At 34.4% G+C, this 20,217-nt stretch carries 18 protein-coding genes; 4 read left to right on the top strand and 14 right to left on the bottom strand.

What is annotated here, in order from left to right; translation table 11 throughout:
- Positions 1-4 precede the first annotated feature (4 nt).
- Genes rlmD through Q0E86_RS06015 form a run of 5 tightly spaced genes read right to left on the bottom strand, consistent with a single transcriptional unit; the run spans position 5 to position 6,513 of the window.
- A complete protein-coding gene (gene rlmD, locus Q0E86_RS06035) occupies positions 5-1,624 on the bottom strand; it encodes a 23S rRNA (uracil(1939)-C(5))-methyltransferase RlmD (protein ID WP_295755329.1) in 1,620 nt (539 codons plus the stop codon).
- Positions 1,621-2,382, bottom strand: a complete 762-nt coding sequence (locus Q0E86_RS06030; RefSeq protein WP_295755327.1) for a putative RNA methyltransferase — start codon at positions 2,380-2,382, stop codon at positions 1,621-1,623. Before Q0E86_RS06030 ends, rlmD begins: the two co-directional genes overlap by 4 nt.
- A gap of 51 nt (positions 2,383-2,433) precedes the next feature.
- Entirely contained in the window at positions 2,434-3,624 is a 1,191-nt protein-coding gene (thiI, locus tag Q0E86_RS06025; protein WP_118320011.1) for a tRNA uracil 4-sulfurtransferase ThiI, read from the bottom strand.
- A complete protein-coding gene (locus Q0E86_RS06020) occupies positions 3,608-4,738 on the bottom strand; it encodes a cysteine desulfurase family protein (protein ID WP_295755324.1) in 1,131 nt (376 codons plus the stop codon). The genes thiI and Q0E86_RS06020 overlap by 17 nt, the downstream gene beginning before the upstream one ends.
- On the bottom strand, positions 4,738-6,513 hold the full coding sequence (locus tag Q0E86_RS06015; RefSeq protein ID WP_040466092.1) for a septation ring formation regulator EzrA: 1,776 nt from the start codon (positions 6,511-6,513) through the stop codon (positions 4,738-4,740). Before Q0E86_RS06015 ends, Q0E86_RS06020 begins: the two co-directional genes overlap by 1 nt.
- A 263-nt stretch (positions 6,514-6,776) precedes the next feature.
- Between Q0E86_RS06015 and rpsD the strand changes: the two genes are divergently transcribed.
- On the top strand, positions 6,777-7,385 hold the full coding sequence (rpsD, locus tag Q0E86_RS06010) for a 30S ribosomal protein S4 (protein WP_003864353.1): 609 nt from the start codon (positions 6,777-6,779) through the stop codon (positions 7,383-7,385).
- An 89-nt stretch (positions 7,386-7,474) separates the two neighbouring features.
- On the opposite strand, the gene Q0E86_RS06005 is transcribed toward rpsD, so the two are convergent.
- The 7 genes from Q0E86_RS06005 to rdgB all read right to left on the bottom strand — a co-directional run bounded on the left by Q0E86_RS06005 (position 7,475) and on the right by rdgB (position 13,530).
- Positions 7,475-7,783: a single-stranded DNA-binding protein gene (locus tag Q0E86_RS06005; protein WP_003864354.1), complete on the bottom strand. Its 309-nt coding sequence runs from the start codon at positions 7,781-7,783 to the stop codon at positions 7,475-7,477.
- Between the two features lie 174 nt (positions 7,784-7,957).
- A complete protein-coding gene (locus tag Q0E86_RS06000; protein WP_295755320.1) occupies positions 7,958-9,211 on the bottom strand; it encodes an EF-P 5-aminopentanol modification-associated protein YfmH in 1,254 nt (417 codons plus the stop codon).
- A complete protein-coding gene (locus Q0E86_RS05995) occupies positions 9,201-10,400 on the bottom strand; it encodes a pitrilysin family protein (protein WP_295755318.1) in 1,200 nt (399 codons plus the stop codon). The genes Q0E86_RS06000 and Q0E86_RS05995 overlap by 11 nt, the downstream gene beginning before the upstream one ends.
- 67 nt (positions 10,401-10,467) lie before the next feature.
- The gene (locus Q0E86_RS05990; RefSeq protein WP_295755316.1) at positions 10,468-11,712 is read right to left on the bottom strand and encodes an NlpC/P60 family protein; all 1,245 of its coding nucleotides are present in this window, start codon (positions 11,710-11,712) and stop codon (positions 10,468-10,470) included.
- Positions 11,713-11,919: 207 nt separating this feature from the next.
- On the bottom strand, positions 11,920-12,300 hold the full coding sequence (locus Q0E86_RS05985) for a hypothetical protein (RefSeq protein WP_295755314.1): 381 nt from the start codon (positions 12,298-12,300) through the stop codon (positions 11,920-11,922).
- Positions 12,301-12,430: 130 nt separating this feature from the next.
- Positions 12,431-12,952, bottom strand: a complete 522-nt coding sequence (locus tag Q0E86_RS05980) for a tRNA (cytidine(34)-2'-O)-methyltransferase (RefSeq protein WP_288535878.1) — start codon at positions 12,950-12,952, stop codon at positions 12,431-12,433.
- 2 nt (positions 12,953-12,954) lie between these two features.
- Entirely contained in the window at positions 12,955-13,530 is a 576-nt protein-coding gene (gene rdgB, locus Q0E86_RS05975) for an RdgB/HAM1 family non-canonical purine NTP pyrophosphatase (RefSeq protein WP_288535881.1), read from the bottom strand.
- 92 nt (positions 13,531-13,622) lie between these two features.
- Here rdgB and Q0E86_RS05970 point away from each other — a divergent pair, with 92 nt between their 5' ends.
- Positions 13,623-14,762 carry an MFS transporter gene (locus tag Q0E86_RS05970; protein ID WP_295755312.1) on the top strand — a complete coding sequence of 380 codons (1,140 nt, stop codon included), beginning with the start codon at positions 13,623-13,625 and terminating at the stop codon, positions 14,760-14,762.
- A 32-nt stretch (positions 14,763-14,794) separates the two neighbouring features.
- The gene (tgt, locus tag Q0E86_RS05965) at positions 14,795-16,006 is read left to right on the top strand and encodes a tRNA guanosine(34) transglycosylase Tgt (protein ID WP_295755310.1); all 1,212 of its coding nucleotides are present in this window, start codon (positions 14,795-14,797) and stop codon (positions 16,004-16,006) included.
- Between the two features lie 47 nt (positions 16,007-16,053).
- Here tgt and Q0E86_RS05960 read toward each other — a convergent pair whose 3' ends face one another.
- Positions 16,054-17,154 (bottom strand): methionine synthase, encoded by a 1,101-nt coding sequence (locus tag Q0E86_RS05960; protein WP_288535907.1) that lies wholly within the window; start codon positions 17,152-17,154, stop codon positions 16,054-16,056.
- Positions 17,155-17,280: 126 nt separating this feature from the next.
- Here Q0E86_RS05960 and Q0E86_RS05955 point away from each other — a divergent pair, with 126 nt between their 5' ends.
- On the top strand, positions 17,281-18,315 hold the full coding sequence (locus tag Q0E86_RS05955; RefSeq protein ID WP_295755307.1) for a hypothetical protein: 1,035 nt from the start codon (positions 17,281-17,283) through the stop codon (positions 18,313-18,315).
- Between the two features lie 23 nt (positions 18,316-18,338).
- Here the strand turns inward: Q0E86_RS05955 and Q0E86_RS05950 are convergent, their stop codons facing one another.
- A complete protein-coding gene (locus Q0E86_RS05950) occupies positions 18,339-20,147 on the bottom strand; it encodes a Na/Pi cotransporter family protein (protein ID WP_295755305.1) in 1,809 nt (602 codons plus the stop codon).
- Between the last annotated feature and the right edge of the window lie 70 nt (positions 20,148-20,217).

The raw sequence follows: 20,217 nt of genomic DNA, 5'->3' as shown, positions 1-20,217 counted from the left end.
TTCTTTATTTTCCGTATCTACGATTGGGTTTGTCGTCTGAAAAACGTTTTGGTTTACGATCATCGTCAAATCTACGTCTAGGTTTGAAGTCACCATCTTTTCGATCATCAAAGCGACGTCTTGGTTTGAAGTCTCCATCTCTTCTTCTTAGTTTATCATCATCAAATCTTCGTCTAGGTTTGTACTCGCCGTCTTTTCGATCATCAAAGCAACGTCTTGGTTTGTCATCATCGAATCTGCGTCTTGGTTTGTAGTCACCATCTCTTCTTCTTGGTTTGTAGTCACGATCTTTTTTATCATCAAAACGGCGTCTTGGTTTATAGTCATCATTACGAACAAGTAGCGTAACACTTTCTACATGAGGAGTTTGACTAAACATATCGACTGGTTGAATCTTAACAATACGATACTCTTTCTTTAATACACCCAAGTCTTTTGCCAAAGTAGCTGGATTACAAGAAACATAAATCATCGTTTTGATCTTTGATTTTAAAATGGTTTCCTTCATTGTATCATCCAAACCAGAGCGAGGAGGATCCACAATCAATGTATCCACATCTTTTTCTTGAACTAAATGTGCTAACGCACTACCTGCATCTTCACAAATAAAAGATACGTTATCGGCATGATTTAACATCGCATTCTCATTGGCATTGTCCACTGCATCCTGAATGGATTCAACACCAATAATTTCATCCGCTTTATCTTTCACGAATAAACTGATGGCACCAATTCCACTATACGCTTCAACAGTTGTCTTTGATTTTGGCATCCAATCTTTAACCACATTATAAAGATTCACGGATTGTTTCGTGTTTAACTGGAAGAATGATCTAGGAAGTAAAGAAAATTGAATATCTTCTAATTGAAGATGTATCTTTTCTTCTCCCCAAATAAAACGCATATCACCAAACACTTCGCGCTTTGTTTCTGTTTTTACACTTTGCCAAATGGATACAACACCCTCTAATTGAGTTACATCATGAATAAATTCTTCACTTAAATCTTCTTTTCCCGTCACGAAAATGATTTGAATCTTAGAATCAAATTCCTTCATAACTAACGTACGATAACCTGTTTTCTTTTTATCATCATACATCTTTAAATGATGTTCATTCATAATTTTTAATACTTGTTGACGAGTCTGTTCTAAAAGTTTTGAATGCACATAACACCTTTCCATCTTTTGGAAATGATTTGTGTCACGCTCATACATTCCTGTATATAACTCACCATATTCTTCACCAAAAGGAAGCTTACAACTATTACGATAAGACAATGGTTCTGGATTTTTTAGAATCGGCAAGATGCGACCATTATAATCCGCATATTTAATTAGAGTCTCTTTTAGATTTCCCTCTTTCATCTTACATTGAGCCGGATACTTCACATGCATCAAGGCACATCCACCGCACTCTTTCCAAATTGGACATAAAGGATAACGACGCTTTGAACTCTGTTCAACTAAACGAGTCATTTCACCAATCAAGTATGTATCTTCATCACTTTTAATATCAAATTCGATGACTTCTTCTGGAATGGCATTTTCAATAAATACTGGCTTGCCTTCATGAAACGCAATTCCTTCACCGTTGATTCCCCATTTTTTTATTGTAGTTTTCATATTTTTTTGTACACAGTTACGACAAATTCAAACGTAACCTCTAACCTTTCTAATTCTTTTACACGATCAAGACCAGCTTGACTCGTTTTATATCGATATGGTGTCATTTCCAATAATGCCCATACATCATCAACCATTTTCGTTTCTCGAATGATTTCTTGACTCACCAACTCATATTGTTCTTGTATTTCAGGCATTTCATTCTCGTAGGGTGTGTCATACAACACTTCTTTTAATTCAAAACAATGCTTAGGCCCCGGACCCACTACGATCCAATATCCATTTTCTTTGAGAATGCGATAGATTTCATCTTGGCCTAAAGGCACAAAAATACTTGTAACACAATCTATACTTTCATTTGAAAAAGGCATATCAAATAAACTACCCACAATATATTGTGTATGTTTATCTTGTTTAGAAGCATGAAGAATCGCTTCTTTACTCAAATCGATTCCATAGCTTTGATCAAAGTTTGCACCTATCTCTTTGGTGTAATAGCCCTGACCACAACCAGCATCTAAATAGACATTTCCCTTCGCCTTTTCCTTTACATATTGACGCATAAAATCATAATAATCGTTTTCCAAAAAATCCGTACGCGCTTTCACCATTAAAGCATTATCCCCATGATTCTTTGTTTGTTTGCGAGATAAGTTCACATAGCCTTGTTTAGCACAATCAAAAGAATGATTATTTTCACATCGAAATGTTTTATTTTCTTTTATTAGTTTCTCTTTACACACCGGACATATCAACATAGAAAGATTATAACATAAAAGAAAAAGAGAAGTGCTTAATTTTCACTTCTCTTAGAATAAATCTTCTTCAACCTTAACTGGATGTACCCAAATATCTTCTGTATTATCTATACAATCTTGTACCATCTTGTCAAAATCCCATTTTCCCTCATATTTTTCGCATTTATCAACACGAGGTTTTGTGACTGGATTTTTAGGTGTAAAGATCGTACAACAATCTTCATAAGGAAGAATACTTGTTTCATAGGTTCCAATCTTTTTAGATAGATTAATAATCTCAACTTTATCCATACAAACAACTGGACGAATAATTGGCATGTTTGTGACATCATTGATTGCAAGCATACTTTCTAATGTTTGACTTGCGACCTGACCAATTGACTCACCAGTAGCGATTGCTTGCGCATGTCTTTTTTGAGCTAGACCTGTTGCAATACGCATCATCATACGACGCATCAATGTGATTGCATAACTTTCATCCGCATTTTGATAGATTGCCAATTGAAGATCTGTAAATGGAACAACATGAACTAAAACATCACCTTGATAACCAGATACAAGTCTTGCCAGTTCCATAACTTTTTCTTGTGCATTTTGTGAAGTATATGGAGGAGATGCATAGTGAATACATTCAATATGTACACCACGCTTCATCATTAAGTAGCAGGCAACTGGAGAATCAATTCCGCCACTCAATAAAACCATGGCCTTTCCACCAACACCAACTGGATATCCACCAGCCCCTTGAATACGATCTGTCATAATATAGGCTGCATCTTGGTGAACTTCAACAACAATTTTAACATCCGGATTATGCACATCTACTTTCCAGTCACTGTTCTTTAAAATTTTAGTGGCTACCTTACGATTAATTTCATCCGAAATATAAGGGAATAATTTATCGCTACGACGTGCAGCTACCTTAAATGTTTTTGGCGTTGTTAAATCTAAAGATTCATAACAAGCATCAATGATTTGATCTAAATCTGGTTCCACTTTAATAGCCAATGAGAAAGATGAAATTCCAAATACTTTCGCTAAAATGTCACTAACCTGCTTAGAATCTTCATCATGAAGGTAAATATACATACGATCATGTTGTTTTTCAAACTCTAATGTTGGAAATGCTTTTAAAGCCTTACGAACATTATCATAAAGCGCCTTAATAAAGTTGTTACGGTTTTTTCCTTTTAAACTCAATTCGCCATAACGAATCAAGATATGATTATAACGATAAGCCATAATTCTCTATAATCTCCTTACATGTTTCTATAAAATATTTTGCCTCTTCCAAAGTATTCTCATAAGAAAAAGATAAGCGAATTCCATGTGTCGCATCAAATTCCGATTTGTGCATAGCCAATAAAACTTCAGAAGCATTGGTATTTTGTGAAGAACAAGTACTCTTTGCGGATACACAAATTCCCTTCTGATCCAAAGCATTCAATAAAACTTCACTTGTGATTTGATCAAATGAAATATTTAGAATATATGGAATCGCACTCAAAGGTGAATGAATGTGTGCACCATCGATTTTAGACAATTCTTCACGCAAATATTGATTGATTTTTGAAACATGAGCATACGCACTAGATTGTTCTTCTAAAGCCAAACGAATCGTTTTTGCCAAAACAATATTGGCCGGTGCATTCTCTGTTCCTCCACGAAGACCTTGTTCTTGTTGCCCACCTTGAATAATTGGTACAAGCTGAATCTTCTTTTTCTTCATTAAAATGGCACTTCCCTTTAGTCCATGGATCTTATGTGCCGAAATGGTTGCCATATCTAATTTATCGAAAGGAATATCAATTTTCGAAAAGCTTTGTACACAATCCACATGATAAACACAAATTGGATTTTGATGTACAATTTTCTCCAATTCTAAAATAGGATTGATAGCTCCCATTTCATTATTCACATGCATAACAGAAACTAAAATTGTATCTTTACGCATATGCGCTTTTAAACATTCCGGTGTTACAATACCTTCTTCATTAATTGGAAGGAATTCTACTTCAAAGCCAAAACGCTTTAAAAATTCCATCGCATGACGAACACTTGAATGTTCAACATTACTTGTTAGTACATGATGACCTCTATGTTCATTTGCCAAGGCGTATCCAACAATAGCCAATGTATTGGATTCACTAGCTGCTGAAGTAAAAATGATTTCACTTGGATCTACATGAAGCATAGAAGCGATGTTTGATCGACTCTTTTCCATGAGCGTACTTGCCTGACGTCCAGCCGCATGCAAACTATCTGGATTGCCATAGCAAGTTTCTAACATTTGCCCATAAACACGACGAACCTCTGTACGCACAGAGGTTGTCGAAGCATTATCAAAATAAATCATTACTGCACCTGATTCATAACAGCAGGATCTTTTTGAGCAACTAATTTCTCATAAATTCCTGGGTGCATGTTTTCGATTGCCTGAATCGCAATCTTAAGTGCACGAGTATATTCTCCATTTTGGAAGCATAACTCTGCACGAGTTAAATCCGAATCCATTTGTGCATGCGTACTACGGAAACGGTTACCAAACACAATCGCATTTTCTACCATAACGGCAACACCGACTAAATTGTTTGCGTTATTGTATAACTTATATACAAAGTCGATGGCATCCTGCAAATCTGCATTTAATGTTTGTACATCTAATGGTGAGTGATCCAACACGACACGAACACGTTGAATCAAGCGTTCGCCTTCTTTTAAATCTGCAGAAAATTGAGATGAAATACTAGGTAAATGACGTGTTACTGTATTTAGACGCACTTCATTTAAAATCAATTGTAACTTAGTCAATTGTTTTTTAGCACGTGATTCATCACTACTTGCTCCCACTAGCATTTCTTTCATATCCTTGACTTGATCGTGGAATTCATTAACATCTTCTGAAAATTTACGATAACCATGAACTACATCTACGCTTGGACGTTGATTTTGTTTCAATTCATTTTGAATTTCATCACGACGCTTTTCTAAATCTTCCATTTGGATTTTTGCCAAAGAGAAACGGTGTGTCCAATCCTCTAAACCAAAACGGTCTTTGATGTTGGCATAAAGTGCCATGATTTCCTCAAGTTCCTGACCAATGACATTAACAATATCTAAATTTGATTGAAGACTCACATGAATTTCTTCATATGCCTGTTTTTCATTTGTCACATCGTCCTGTAAAGCTAAGATGTGATCTCCAATGATTTCCAAGTTTTCTTGTGCCAATTCAAATTCACCAGCATCCAATTGATCAATTGTACTTGCCAATGCATTTTGAATGGTTGTTAATTTTTCTTCTGGTTCTAAATAAGATAAGTCGATATCTTTTTCTTGTAATTCCTTGATGTGCAAACGAACTTCGTTGATTGCACGAGGCAATACATTTTTGGCCTTTTCATAGAGTCCAGGGAAGGCTGCAATTTTAGAGCTGATCTCATCCACCATTTTTGAGATTTTTTCTTGTTCTTCCTTCGCCTTATTAAATTCAGAAGCAAACATCCATTCTTCAAAATTAGAGAATTCATTTTCGATTTCCTCTAAACATGAATCTACATAATTCACAGATCCATAGAATGAAGAACGATTATCTTGATAAACAGTTTTCACATTACGGAAACGCTCCTTTAAAGCATTTGCCGATTCACGAACTTCTGTTTCACGAGCTAAGATGTGATCCAAAGATTGCGTAACAATACGAATTCTTTCTTTTGTTTCATCCATCATTGTTTCTAAATCATCCATTGCACGCATAGACTTGCGTAAACGATGTCTAGAAACATAATCATCTGCTTCATTGAACAAATCATCACATGCACTCAAGTTATTTTGACAAGTATCATATTTTGGAGTTAATTTTTTAACTTTATCCATGATATCATCATTCACTCTTGCGAAAGCTGATGCTTTGTTGAACTTATAGGCCAAGGAATTGTTACGAATTTCATTCATTTCAATTTCAAGATCTGAAAGTCGTTTCGACGCCTTTTTGCGTTTGATCATACGCATAATGATCCAAACCAAGATCAAGACTAAAATCGCTATGCAAAGATAGATGATTACAGTCACAGAAAGTTGATTTTTTATGAATGCGTATACTGATCGAAAGAAATTCAAAACACTATCCATAGTGGTACCTCCTTGCAAACCATTCTTATTATAGCAAAACTTCAAAATCATTGCATCATTTTCTTGATTTTATTAATGTTCTTTGATATGATACATAAGCATAAATTGATAGCAGCATACAAAGTTAAAGGATATGCGTTACAGCACTAAGCGATATGAGTAAGCTAATAGCTGATAGCGGAAAGTATCATTGTTAACACAGCCTTTAAAGATTTGTACTGTTATTGTTTTATGAATGATATAAAACAATAGGAGGAAAAATTATGTCAAGAAACACAGGAAGCATTTGGAAAAAGTCTCGTCGTCTTGGTTTCTCAGTTTTAGAAACTGGTGAAGAATTAACTCGTCGTGATACTATTCCAGGACAACACGGTTCACCTCGTCGTCCAAAATTAACAAACTACGGTATCCAATTACAAGAAAAACAAAGAATTCGTCACACTTACCAATTAAGTGAAAAACAATTCTACAACACTTACTTAAAAGCAAGTAAAAAAGCTGGTTCAGCTGGTGAAAACTTCTTAGTAATGTTAGAATCTCGTTTAGATAACATCGTTTATCGTATGGGATTTGCACGTACTCGTCGTGCTAGCCGTCAGTTAGTAAACCACGGACACGTATTAGTAGATGGTAAGAAAGTAGATATCCCTAGTTTCCAAGTAAAACCAGGACAAGTTATCGAAATCCGTGAACGCGCTAAAAACTTAAGCGTAATTAACGAAGCTTTAGAAGCTGCAACAGCAACTGTTGATTTCGTAGAAGTAAACAAAGATGCTAAGAAAGGTACTTATGTTCGTTACCCAGAACGTAAAGAACTATTCACAGCTCAAGAAATCAACGAATTGTTAGTAGTAGAATTCTACAACCGTTAATCTTAGACATGATAAAAGAAAGAAGCGATTTGATTCGCTTCTTTTTTTGTGGATGTGTTTTCTTATTTTGTGTATTTCTCTTTATTTTACTAACGTAAAAAATCAATTTTTTCAGCTACAAAGCCATAGTTTAAGTATACCTTTTCATCCTTTTGGTATTTACGCGAATGAATACGACCATTGATTCCTACATAATCACCAATTTTACACGAAGCACTTACCGTTTCTGCTAGCCCTCGCCATACTTCAATGACCATATCATCATTTTCATAAACTCCATCCGAATTTGGAAAGTTACGCTGCACCCTAACAGGAAGCTCACAAGTCTTCAAACCATTTGTTGTTTCCTTTAAAACAGGCATTTCCGTAATTTTCCCCACGATACTAAACGCATTCATAATTGATTATCCTCCTTCAATTCTGACCACCATTTTCATCACCATCCTTCTTCAAATGTATTGTACAAACATCCCTTATATAAAACAAACGACCTATTTCGTCTATAGGTCGCTATTTTGTACATATTTCTATTGTTTTCAGCCTCTAATTTGACAAAAATAACGCAAATTAGATCAGATAGAGTCATTCGGAAGAATTTTTGTCACACATACATTTGAGAAGTCTAAATCCTCTAAATAAGAAAGAACCTTTTCTAAAGACATCTTTTGAATGCGCTCTAAACTATCCATATAATCAAAATTTTCAAAATGACTTCTTAATAAATCATTAGCCAAACCATCAAAATGATTTAAGCCTCTTAAATTATTCGCTACCGCCTGCGCACGCAAAGATTGATAATCTTCATTCGATATTGTTTTCTTCTTCACCTGCTCTTTTACAAGCTCTATAAAAGCCTCTGGATTCGTCGTTTGTGCATAAAATAAAACATAACTATGATCTGTCGTAAAATCAGCTTCTGCTCCTACAAATTGCGTAAAGATTCTTTGATCCAGCCATTCTTGAAAGTTAGGATTCAAAGGCCCCATTAAAGAATCTAGCCACATATTTACCGCAAAATCCTTTTCAATACTCTCAATAACATTTGAACAAGGCTTCATTTTAAATCCAACACACACAAAAGGCTGAGAAATATCCATGGTATCCACAAATTCTTTACGGTTGACTTCAATCGGTTCCTCTTTAAAAACACGTGAAATCTCTTTATCACACTTACTCTTAACACCCTTTTGACATTCTTTGATCCAATCCATAATTTCATTTGTATCTTTTCCAGTGATACCTACAAGGCACAATTTACTTGGATCATAATTCAATTCATAAAATTGTTTAAGATCTTCCATACCCATATTCTGAATATCTTCCTTAGATCCTAATACATCTACTTTCATCGGATGATTCTTATATAAAGAGATTAAAGTCTCTTTATATAGACGCTGTTCAGGCGATTGTTGATACATATCATATTCACTTAGAATAATACCCTTTTCTTTTTCAATCGTTTTGTCTGTCACATCTAGATTCTCGACAAAATCAAACAACAACTTTAATGGTTGTTTCACATCCGCTGTCGTTGAAAAATAGAATGCCGTTTCCGTATATGAAGTATAAGCATTTGTCGAACACTGCAAACCCGCAAACAATTCACTGACATCTTCTCCATCCAAATAAAACATTTGATGCTCTAAATAATGAGCCAAACCACTCTTATGATGAACAAGTGTTCCATCCACATTTTGATTGATGTCAAAACCACCAACTATTGCCCCCAAAAGAAAGAGTGATCTTTGATAATCTGGCTTATGCACAAGTAAAACTTGTAAGCCATTCGGTAAAGTTTCTTTCGTTAAATCCAAATTATAATTCATTTTCGTTCTCCGCAACAATGGCTACTGATGCCAAATTCATTTGTAAGGCAACACGCGAAATATCTTCCTTTGTCACCTTCATAATTCTTTCAATTCTTTGTTCCGTTGTAAGCTGACGGTGCAACAAATCATCTAAAAAAGCTTGGGCAATTAAAGAGAGTGGTTGATCCAATCCTCCAACAAGGCGATCTTTAAATCCCATTTTCGCAATTTCTAAATAGGCATCGTCATAATCCATATTCAATAATCGATCAATTTGTGTTTCTATTAAATTCAATACTTTAGTAACATCTTTACGATTTACACCCGTATGAACAAGTAGCGCCCCATCAAAACGAATAATCGATGAGCTTATCGAATAACAAAGACTATTCTTTTCACGAATCTCATCAAACATCAAATTCTTTTGACTTTGTCCTAGAATACTACATAAAATCAATTCTGCCTCATAGTCTGCACTTGAAATATCCACACCAGTCGAATATACTTGCGAAATACAAGTTTGAGAAATATCCTTTTCAAATGTCTTATAACTCGTTTCCACTTTTGGAAGCAATGTTCTTTCGGAAATAAAAGGACAATGCGAATCCAAAGAATCAATAAAGTCATATAATTCTTGATCTACATATCCACAAATATAGAAATGCTTCGCCATATCCATATAGAGTGTATACACTTGTTTGACATCTTTTAATGTAAGTGTTTCTAAATCTTTTAAACTACCCTGTACAGGAATTGAAATGGAATGCTTGTCATGAGCCATTTCAAAGGCATACATACAAGATAAGTTAGCTGGATCATCCATTTGTGCTAATAATCTATTTTTCAATAAATATACAGACTCTTTGAAGTTTTCTTCATCCAATACCGAATGAAATAAAGCTTGATCCATAATATCTTTGATTTTATCTAAATAATTCTCATCTTCAATCCAGTCTGGACGAACAAATTGAAAACGCACATCCACTTGAATCATATCTCCATAAGAAGTTAATCCATAAGATATTTTCGTTCCATAAGCTAGATTTAAAGTCGAAGCTAGTTTTTGTTTGGAATCCATCTTTTCTGTTTTTGCCTTCATCATATATACAAGTACATTGAGTGCTGTAATTGTATTTCGTTGAAATGGCATCATGGTTTTACAAGAAACATAGACATCGCTAAATTTTTGCGTTTGAATATAGTTCATACAAGACCTCCTTGAAAATATATTATTGATTTTACCACAAATATAAAAAAAAGGTTAGAATTGAATTCTAACCTACATGAACATATGCGATCAATGCATTACCACATGAAACAGATGCCTTTACAGTTTGGTTACCTAACCATCCACCATGAACAGCCATTCCATTTCCAATATAAATCGCAACGTGACCTGAATAAACAATAATGTCACCTGCAACTGGACTTGATGTAATGCGTCCTAAACTTAAATATTGTTCAGGAGAACCGTGGAAATTAATTCCTACAGCGGCTAAAGCATTTGTGACTAACATTGTACAATCTTGACTCGCACCCACTTGATTTAAAGCTGCAGCAGCAATAGCTGAAGAACTTACACTTGGAGTCGATGGTGCATAGTTATTGTTGTAACTATTGTTTGTAGAACCACCTGTTGTGCTTTGTGTTGGTGCTTGTATAGTATTTGTACTTGTACTTGTGCTCGTGTTTGTGTTAGTTGTAGTACTTTGAGCCGGTGTACTTGTAGTGTCTTGAGTTGAAGAATCCTGAGAAGGAGTTATTTCAGTCGCAACACCATTTTCATCGATCTTATATCCATCTTTTTCGGTATTCTTAATTAAATTACCATTTTCATCGAATGCGTATTTAGCTCCATCAATATCTAAGAATTGATTCTTAGTGACTTCACCATTTTCTGCATAATAATAATCCTGACCGTTGATTACTTGCCAACCAGTACGGAAGATTCCATCTTCCCCAGTGAAATATGTTTTTCCGTCTACATCAAATTGACCTGTAGCCATCTTTCCATCTTCACCAAAATAATAGTCCTGGCCATCGATTTTTTGCCAACCAGTTACGCAATTTCCTTTGTCGTCAAAATAATATTTTGCGCCATTGTCTTCAATCCAGTTTGTTGAAGTCTTGTTTCCTTTTTCATCGTAGAATGACTTACCATCTTCACTCCAACCATGAAGAAGAATACCTTCTTTTTGGAAATTGTATTCACTGCCATGAATTGTAACAGTACCTGTTGCTGCAGTTCCATCTGCTTGGAAATAATAAGTTTCATCAGAAACATTTTGCCAACCAAACTGCATTTCACCCTTACTATTGAAATAGTAAAGTTCATTATCGACTTTTGTTAAACCAGTAGCTGTTTGACGATTTGATTCTAAAATATAATAACGATCTGCGCCTTCACCATGCCATCCTGGTTGAACTTCTTTGGCATACATTGTCGAAACAATTGGACCAGAAGTCAATAGACATAGGCTTACGGCTAAAATTTTACTATGTTTTTCGATAAAATTCATCATATCACCTCTTCGTTACAACACCTGAAGTTTAACAAGGATTCTTTTTTGTTGCAAATTTTCGCTTAAAAATCATTTGCACTTTTTAGTAATTTATTTCTTAATTTTTCCTTAATAAGCTTTATATAAAGCACTTAATTCTAAATTGTGGTAAATTGTGTGATTTTATAAAAAATTGTACATAATTTAGTAAATGTATAAAGATGTTTATAAATCATGAACAAATTTATCAAAATCCAAGATCATTATTGAAAGCGTATACAGTAAAACGATAGAAGTCATCATCAAACATATAAAAGTGCCTAAAGATAGCCATTTTAAACAAGAAATTACCAAATACACACTTTTTGAATGCAATGCTTTTACGATCCAAAACAAGCCCCAAACATACTTAATTCCATTAAAAACAACCACAAATCGAAACTTTTTTATCAATAAAACAATGCCTGCAACACCCAATATGTCTATTAGTTTTATACAACAAATGAGTTTAAATACATTCAATGATGGATTTGAAATCACATAATATATAATACGAATAAATACACTCGATTGATATGTACTAAGTTTTGCCTGTATACTAAACAAACTTTCATAATCATACAAAAAAAATAATTTGCCAAACAAAATGAGCTGCCATACATTCTGCCATAGCCAATATAGACAAAGAAAAAATATAAAAAGAAAGATTCGCTTTTCAAACGAATCTATACATTGATCAATCGACCTTAAGATTTTCAAGCCAATCCTCTCCCTTAAGCTCTTCATGTGTACTAAGTCCAGGATAATCAAGTTGACGTAACACTTCATACACAATAATGGCAGCACAATTGGACAAGTTCAAGCTTCTTGCGTTTGCGACCATAGGAAGACGCATACAAGTATCTAAGTGTCCTTGAAGGATCTTTTTATCTACACCCGTACTTTCTTTTCCAAGTACTAAATAAATATCGCCCTCTTCTTTTGTGAAATCAAACTCACTTGGAGCCTTTTTTCCATAACGAGTCATAAAATAATAATGTTCACTTGGATTTTCAGCTACAAACGCATCCCAATCCTTGTGAATATGAATATCGGCATCTTTAATATAATCCATTCCTGAACGACGCAAATGTTTTTCATCCAAAGAAAAACCCAATGGTTCAATCAAATGTAGCCTAGAACCTGTGGCCATACAAGTTCGAATAATATTTCCTGTATTTTGTGGAATTTCCGGTTCATACAATACAACATGCAACATACTTATTTACTCCAATCTTTCAAAAATTTTTCTAAAGCGATTCCTCTATGAGATACACTATTTTTCTTTTCTTCACTCACATTGGCAAGTGTTGTCTTAAATTCAGGATAATAGAAGATAGGATCATATCCAAATCCATTTTCCCCTTCCAATTTATCGTGAATCAAGCCTTCACATTCACCACGATACACATGTTCTTTTCCTTCTTCATCAATATACGCAATTACGCATACATAACGAGCTGTACGTGTCTTTCCTTGTACTTGATCTATAATATATTGATTCTTAATATCATAGCTTGTGTCTTCCCCTAAAAAACGAGCTGAATAAACACCCGGCTTTTTATCCATCGCATCCACTTCTAAACCTGAATCATCACTAATCACAGGTTCATGTAGTTCATTAAATAATGTACGAGCTTTGATCAATGCATTTTCTTCAAAAGTTGTTCCATCTTCAATAATATGGATTTTATGATCTAAATCCTTTAAACATTTCACTTCACAATCCTTCAACATTGTTTGAAATTCTTCCACTTTATGTGCATTGCTCGTCGCAATCCAAATTGTTTTTTTCATAAATTATCACCGATATATATTATAGAAAGAAAAAATAGTGTTTTCAATATGACATGTGGTAAAATAGTAAACGTTTTTGAAAGGATGATTTAATGAATAAGAAACAATGGATGCCACTTTTAGGTATGACAATAGCCGCATTTATATTTAACACTTCTGAATTTATGCCCATCGGCCTACTTACCGATATTGCCCAAACCTTTTCAATTACGCAAACACAAGCAGGTACAATGATTACCATTTATTCCTGGGCTGTTATGTTATTAAGTTTACCACTGATGATTTTAGCTTCTAAATACAACTACAAGAAGATCTTGCTGACGACCCTCTTCTTATTTGGTCTTGGACAAGTCATCAGTGCCATTTCAATGAACTTCCTTATATTAATAGCAGGAAGACTTGTCGTAGCTTGTGCCCACGCCATATTCTGGTCGATTGCCAGTGTCATTGCCGTAAGACTTGTCAATGAAGAAAAACGAGAATTTGCGATGAGCATGATCGTTACAGGTACAAGTGTTGCGATGATTGCCGGTTTACCACTTGGAAGAATGATTGGTCTTTTAATTGGTTGGAGAATCGCCTTCTTAATTGTAGGTATCATTAGTATTCTACTTTTATTTTTCCAATCCATTTATTTCCCTAAATTAAATTCAAACGCTGCTTTTTCTTTAAACGAACTTCCTCAATTATTAAAGAATAAACAACTCATCACCATCTATGGAATTTCTTTATTATTTGCGAGTGCCTACTATACAGCCTATAGTTATATTGAACCATTCTTATCGCAAGTCGCAAATCTATCAAACAATACAATTACACTTGTTCTATCTCTATTTGGTGTTGCCGGTATTGGTGGAAGTATCTTATTCTCAAATTTCTACAATAAAAATCGAAAAAGATTTATCTTAACTTCACTGTGTTGTTTAAGCCTTGTCTTATTCTTATTAAAACCAAGCACAATCACCATGATTACACTTATTTTTATTTGTATTATATGGGGAATGAGTTCTACTGCATTTAATGTGGCCTGTCAATCAGAAACAATGCTTGCGACAAATGAAAACACAAGTGCTATTGCGATGTCCATCTTCTCAGGTATCTTTAACTTAGGAATTGGTTTAGGATCTTTTATCGGTGGACAAACTATTAATCTACTTAATATTCAATCCATTGGATTTGTTGCCGGTATAATTGGTGTAGTCAGTGTAATCTTTTATATAAGACGTGGCTAATATATGATAAAATAAATAGGTTGGAGGATTTTATGGAATATAAAAATGACAATAAATTTTATTTTGAAATTGAAAAAAGAATTCCTGGCCAATTAGGAAGAGCCGGAATTATACATACACCTCATGGAGACATCAAAACCCCTGCATTTATGTGTGTGGGAACACATGGTGAAGTTCGTTTTGTTTCTATGGAAGAATTAAAAAGTATCAATGCCCAAGCTATGCTGAGTAATGGATATCATTTAAGAAATATTTCCCCTGAAATTGCTGAAAATGGAGGGCTATCCGCATGGTCAAAATGGAATGGTCCAACCTTAACGGATTCCGGTGGATTTCAGGTCATGTCTTTAGGTTCGGGTTGTGGCAAAGTTGTCAGCATGAAACGTGAAGACAATATGAAGAATACCGAAGAAGAAAAACGTTTGGCCCATGTCACAGAAGATGGAGTACACTTCCATGATCCATTTACAGGACAAGAAGATTTTATTGGCCCTGAAGAAAGTATGCAGATTCAATGTCGTATTGGAGCCGATATCCATATGGCCTATGATGAATTAACATCTTTAGCCGATACGTATGAATATAACGTGGAATCTTTGGCAAGAACGGAGCGTTGGGCAAAAAGAAGTCTAGATGAACATAAGAAGCATTGTGATGATCTAGGCTATCATCAATCTTTATATGGTGTCATTCAAGGTGGTCGTTGGGAAGATCTAAGAAGATCTACATGTAAAAAATATGCACAGATGGATTTTGATGGTTATGGCTTAGGTGGAGCTTTCTTAAAAGAAACATTAGGTGATATTTTAACTTGGTGTAATGAAGAACTTCCTGAAAATAAGCCAAGACATTTATTAGGTCTATCACATCCAGATGATATTTTGATTGGAACTGAGAATGGCGCCGATACATTTGATTGTGTAGCTCCTACAAGAGAGGCAAGACATGGAAGATTGTATACAATGCATGGTCCAATCAATCTATCTAAATATAGAGATAGCGATGAAATCATTGATGAAGGTTGTGATTGTCCGACATGTCAAGCTAAGATTACACTTGGTGAATTAAGAAGACTATGGAAATCTCAAGACCGCACGGAATCTGCCAAATATTTTGAACTGGCTTCTATGCATAATCTTCGTTTTATCATCCGTCTTACAGAACAGGCTAGACAAGCTATTTTAGATGGTACATTTAAAGAATTCAAAGAATCTTTCTTAAAGTCATATTATGGGAACAATTAATTGTTCCTTTTTTTGTGACTAAAAAAAGAGAAATCAAAAGATTTCCCTTAAATAAAGTCTTGGCAAGATACCAATAAATCAATTTTCTTCCATTGTGTTTCTTCATCAATGCAGTTACCTTCTTCAACAGAGGCAAATCCACATTGTGGAGAAAGCGCAATATTATCTCCGACTACGGCTTTAGCTTGTTCATAACGTGCTTTAATCGCATCGTGCTCCTCTAATTCTGGACGTTTTGTAGAAATCAAACCAGCCACAAATGTGCGGTCTGTACCTTTTAAAACAGCCCAAGGATCAAAGGTTCCACTACGAGCATCGTCATATTCTACAAAATAACCATCATATGGAATACTTGCGACTGATTTTGCGATTGTATCATAGAATCCATGGAACAATGGATTTCCTTTGAAGTTTCCTTTACAGAAATGTGTTGCGATCTGCATGTCTTCTGGACGATTTTCCAAAGCCTTTGTACTTACACGCACAAACCAATCTAACACTTGTGCTTTTGTATAACCCAAACCTTCTACCTTTGAAACAAACGTATCATCAATCATATATGTCCATGAAGTATCATCAATTTGAATATAGCGACATCCATGATCGTAGAAATCACGAATGGCAGCTTGATATGCCAAACCAATATCTTCAATCACGGCTTCAATATCCGTACCATAATATGGTGTATCTTTAATACCTAATTGTAAGAAATGATCAATCAAAATCATATTCGGTCCAGAAATACATTTCTTAGCCTCTACTCCATATTTACTAGCTTCCTTCTTTAGAAAATCCCATGCGTACATTTCTTTATGTGCCTTATTAGGATCATAAGAAATCTTTCCTTCAATCATACCCAATTCAATATGATTGTTTCTTCCATTAATAAACTTATCTAAGTGTTTTGTGGTAAAACCATCAAATTCTTTTAACCAATCCAAATGCCACCAGCGACGACGGAATTCTCCATCTGTCACAAACTTTAATCCATGTTGTACTTCCTTCGCTACCAATTTTGCGATTTGTTCATCTTCAATATCACGTAATTGTTCATATGTGATTTCATTATTATTAAATTTAGCACGCGCCTCTTTAATTTCTTGTGGTCTTAAAAAAGATCCTACAATATCATATTTAATATTCAACATAAGTAAATTTCCTCCAATGACATTATTTTATCATTTCTAACTGATTATTTATAATATTTAAAAATATGTACTTGTTATAGTTTTTATCTATAATCAAAAAGTAAAGAATATGATAAAATATCTTCTATGAACACAAAAGAATATATACTCCATCAATTTCAAACATATCCACAACTAGAACTACAAGATTTAATGAAATTCTTGTATCAAAGTAGTTTTGGATGTGAACACCTTGTTTCTGATTTTTCTAAAGTCAAATCCAATATTGAACTAGAACTACAAACGAGTAAAGATCCATATGATTCAATTGAAGAATTAGATGGAGACTATGTACGTCTACATTTAAATTATGGCTTAACTGTAAATACACTCAGTACTTTATTTATACTATCTAGCCAGCAAGAAAAACATGGAATCAAACAACTTGAAGATAAGATTCAAACTCTTTTAGATCTTATCTTCGACAATACTCTTCCCTTTTCATTCGAACAATCTAAGGATTTACTTTTAAAATGGAAAAAAGAGGGTTATCCTGCAATTCATCATTCAGATACGTTCAATCAATTGTATCATCCATCCTATCGCTTAATTCATAAAAAGTATCTTCCATTTCTAGAACTATTTAAATATATAGATAACGAACATCCTTCTATGATTTCCATCGATGGTCGTTGTGCTTCTGGTAAAACAACACTTTCAATGCTTTTAAAACAAATATATGATTGTAATGTATTTAAAATGGATGATTTCTTTCTACAACCTTTTCAAAGGACAAAAGAAAGGCTTGAAAGTCCTGGAGAAAACGTGGATCATGAACGTTTTGAACAAGAGATATTGATTCCATTATCAAAACATGAAGATGTGAAGTTGTGTAAATTTAATTGTTCAACTATGTCTATAGAGCATGCTATCTTGATTCCATATAAACCATTCAATATTATAGAAGGCTCTTACTCTATGCATTCTAGTCTTCAAAAATATTATGATTTTTCCGTTTTCTTAACAGTCAATAAAGATGAACAAATAGAAAGACTAAGAAAAAGAAATCCAAAGATGTTGAATAATTTCATTCAACAATGGATTCCTTTAGAAGAAGCCTATTTTAATACTTTTTCAATCCAAGACAAATGTGACATTCAAATTAATACATCAAAGGCCTGATTTCTCAGGCCCTTTTTTAATTTCTATTCAACTTGATCGTCTTCCATACTTACAATACGACCTTCTCTTTGTCCAAGATCATATTTTTCGCGATATTCAGCCAACGTCGTTTTATAATCATCACCCTCAATCGCATATACTTTTGAATCGTGAATGTGGATATCTGTATCTTTTTCACGAATCTTGACCAAGGCCACCATACTACTTGCACAGTGTGTGGCAATACGGTTTAAACTATTCAATAAATCATTGAATACTGTACCTTCTTCAAGTCCACAGTTTCCTTGAGATAAACGTTCAACGTGACGTAATTTCATTTCATCACATAGTCCACGAATGACAATTCCAAGTGGAGATACACGTCGAGCCAAATCTAAATCATCTTCTAGATATGCATGGTATGTCATATTCATCGATTCACGAACCGCTTCCATGACAAGATTTAATTCATCCATAGCCGCTTCTGACATTTCCATACGATTTTCATTGATACTCTTTGACATCTCGGCAATATCTGCCGCGTGATCACCAATTCTTTCAAAGTCACTAATAGTATGAAGATATAATGAGGCTTGTCTTGTTTGTTCAGTATTTAATGCTTGTTTTGTAAGTTGCATCAAATAAGAACCTAAACGCGCTTCATATTTATCAATCAATGTTTCTTTACGATGTACTTTCTCATATTTTTCCGGTCTAAATTCATTGATCAAGTTCATTGAACGATTCACATTATTACGAACCTTTTTAGCCATACCATTCATAACACGATGACATTGAGCAATAGCTAAGGCAGGATAAGGAATCAAACGTTCTTCTAATAAATCAAAGTCAGCCTGTTCTGCTAGATCTTCTGGACTGTCTTTGACAATACGCATCAATAATTTTTCAATTTGAGGAATGAACCAGAATAAAACTAATACATTTCCACAACGAATCGCTGTATTCATTAATGCAATATTTACTGGGGACATAACTTTATTCAAAAAATCATAGTGCATAAATAGATTTGAACCATAGAATAAGATAGACCAAATAATCATACCAAATAAGTCATTGATCAAATATTCTAATGCGGTACGTTTACCATTCTTATTTGCACTTAAGGCAGAAATCAACACAGGACATGCAGCACCAATACCAATTCCTAAGTTAATTGGGAAGGCTGCAGCAAATGTCAATGAGCCTGTCATTGATAGTGCCTGCAAAATACCGATGGCAGCACTTGCACTTTGTAGAACCGCTGTAAACAAAATACCAATAAGAATACCCATGACTGGATTTGAGAACATTGTAAGCATACTAATGAATGTTTCATTTGTTCTTAAAGGTGAAACTGCTCCACTCATTTGTTGCATACCCGTCATTAAAATCGCAAAACCTAGCATGATATTTCCAACATTTTTATGTGTAGTACGTTTTCCAAATGTTTTTAAACAAATACCAATAAACGCAAACAAAGTTGTGATCGTAGCCGTTGAGAATAGGCTTGCGATACCACTAGATCCACCAACATAAGATAAACACAATATCCAACCAGTAATACTTGTACCAATATTAGCACCCATAATAATACCGATTGCTTGTCTTAGTTTCATCATACCTGAGTTAACAAAACCAATGACCATTACTGTCGTAGCACTACTAGATTGAATAACAGAAGTAACACCTGCACCTAGGGCAACACCTTTTAGACTTGTGTTTGTCATCTTGTACAAGAATGCTTCCAACTTATTGCCAGCTACGCTTTTTAGTCCATCGCCCATTAAAGACATACCGAACAAAAATAACGCAATGCCACCTAATAGGGATAAGACCATTGTAACTATTTCCATCTTGAACTCCTTTTATAAAATGAATATTTTATTTTCAATTTTTACGCATATCGCGACGCCTTTATTATGC

The sequence above is a fragment of the uncultured Holdemanella sp. genome (assembly GCF_934754935.1).
Lineage (GTDB): Bacteria > Bacillota_I > Bacilli_A > Erysipelotrichales > Erysipelotrichaceae > Holdemanella.
Note: the sequence above shows the minus strand (reverse complement) of the source record. Positions and strands in the feature narration are given on the sequence as shown.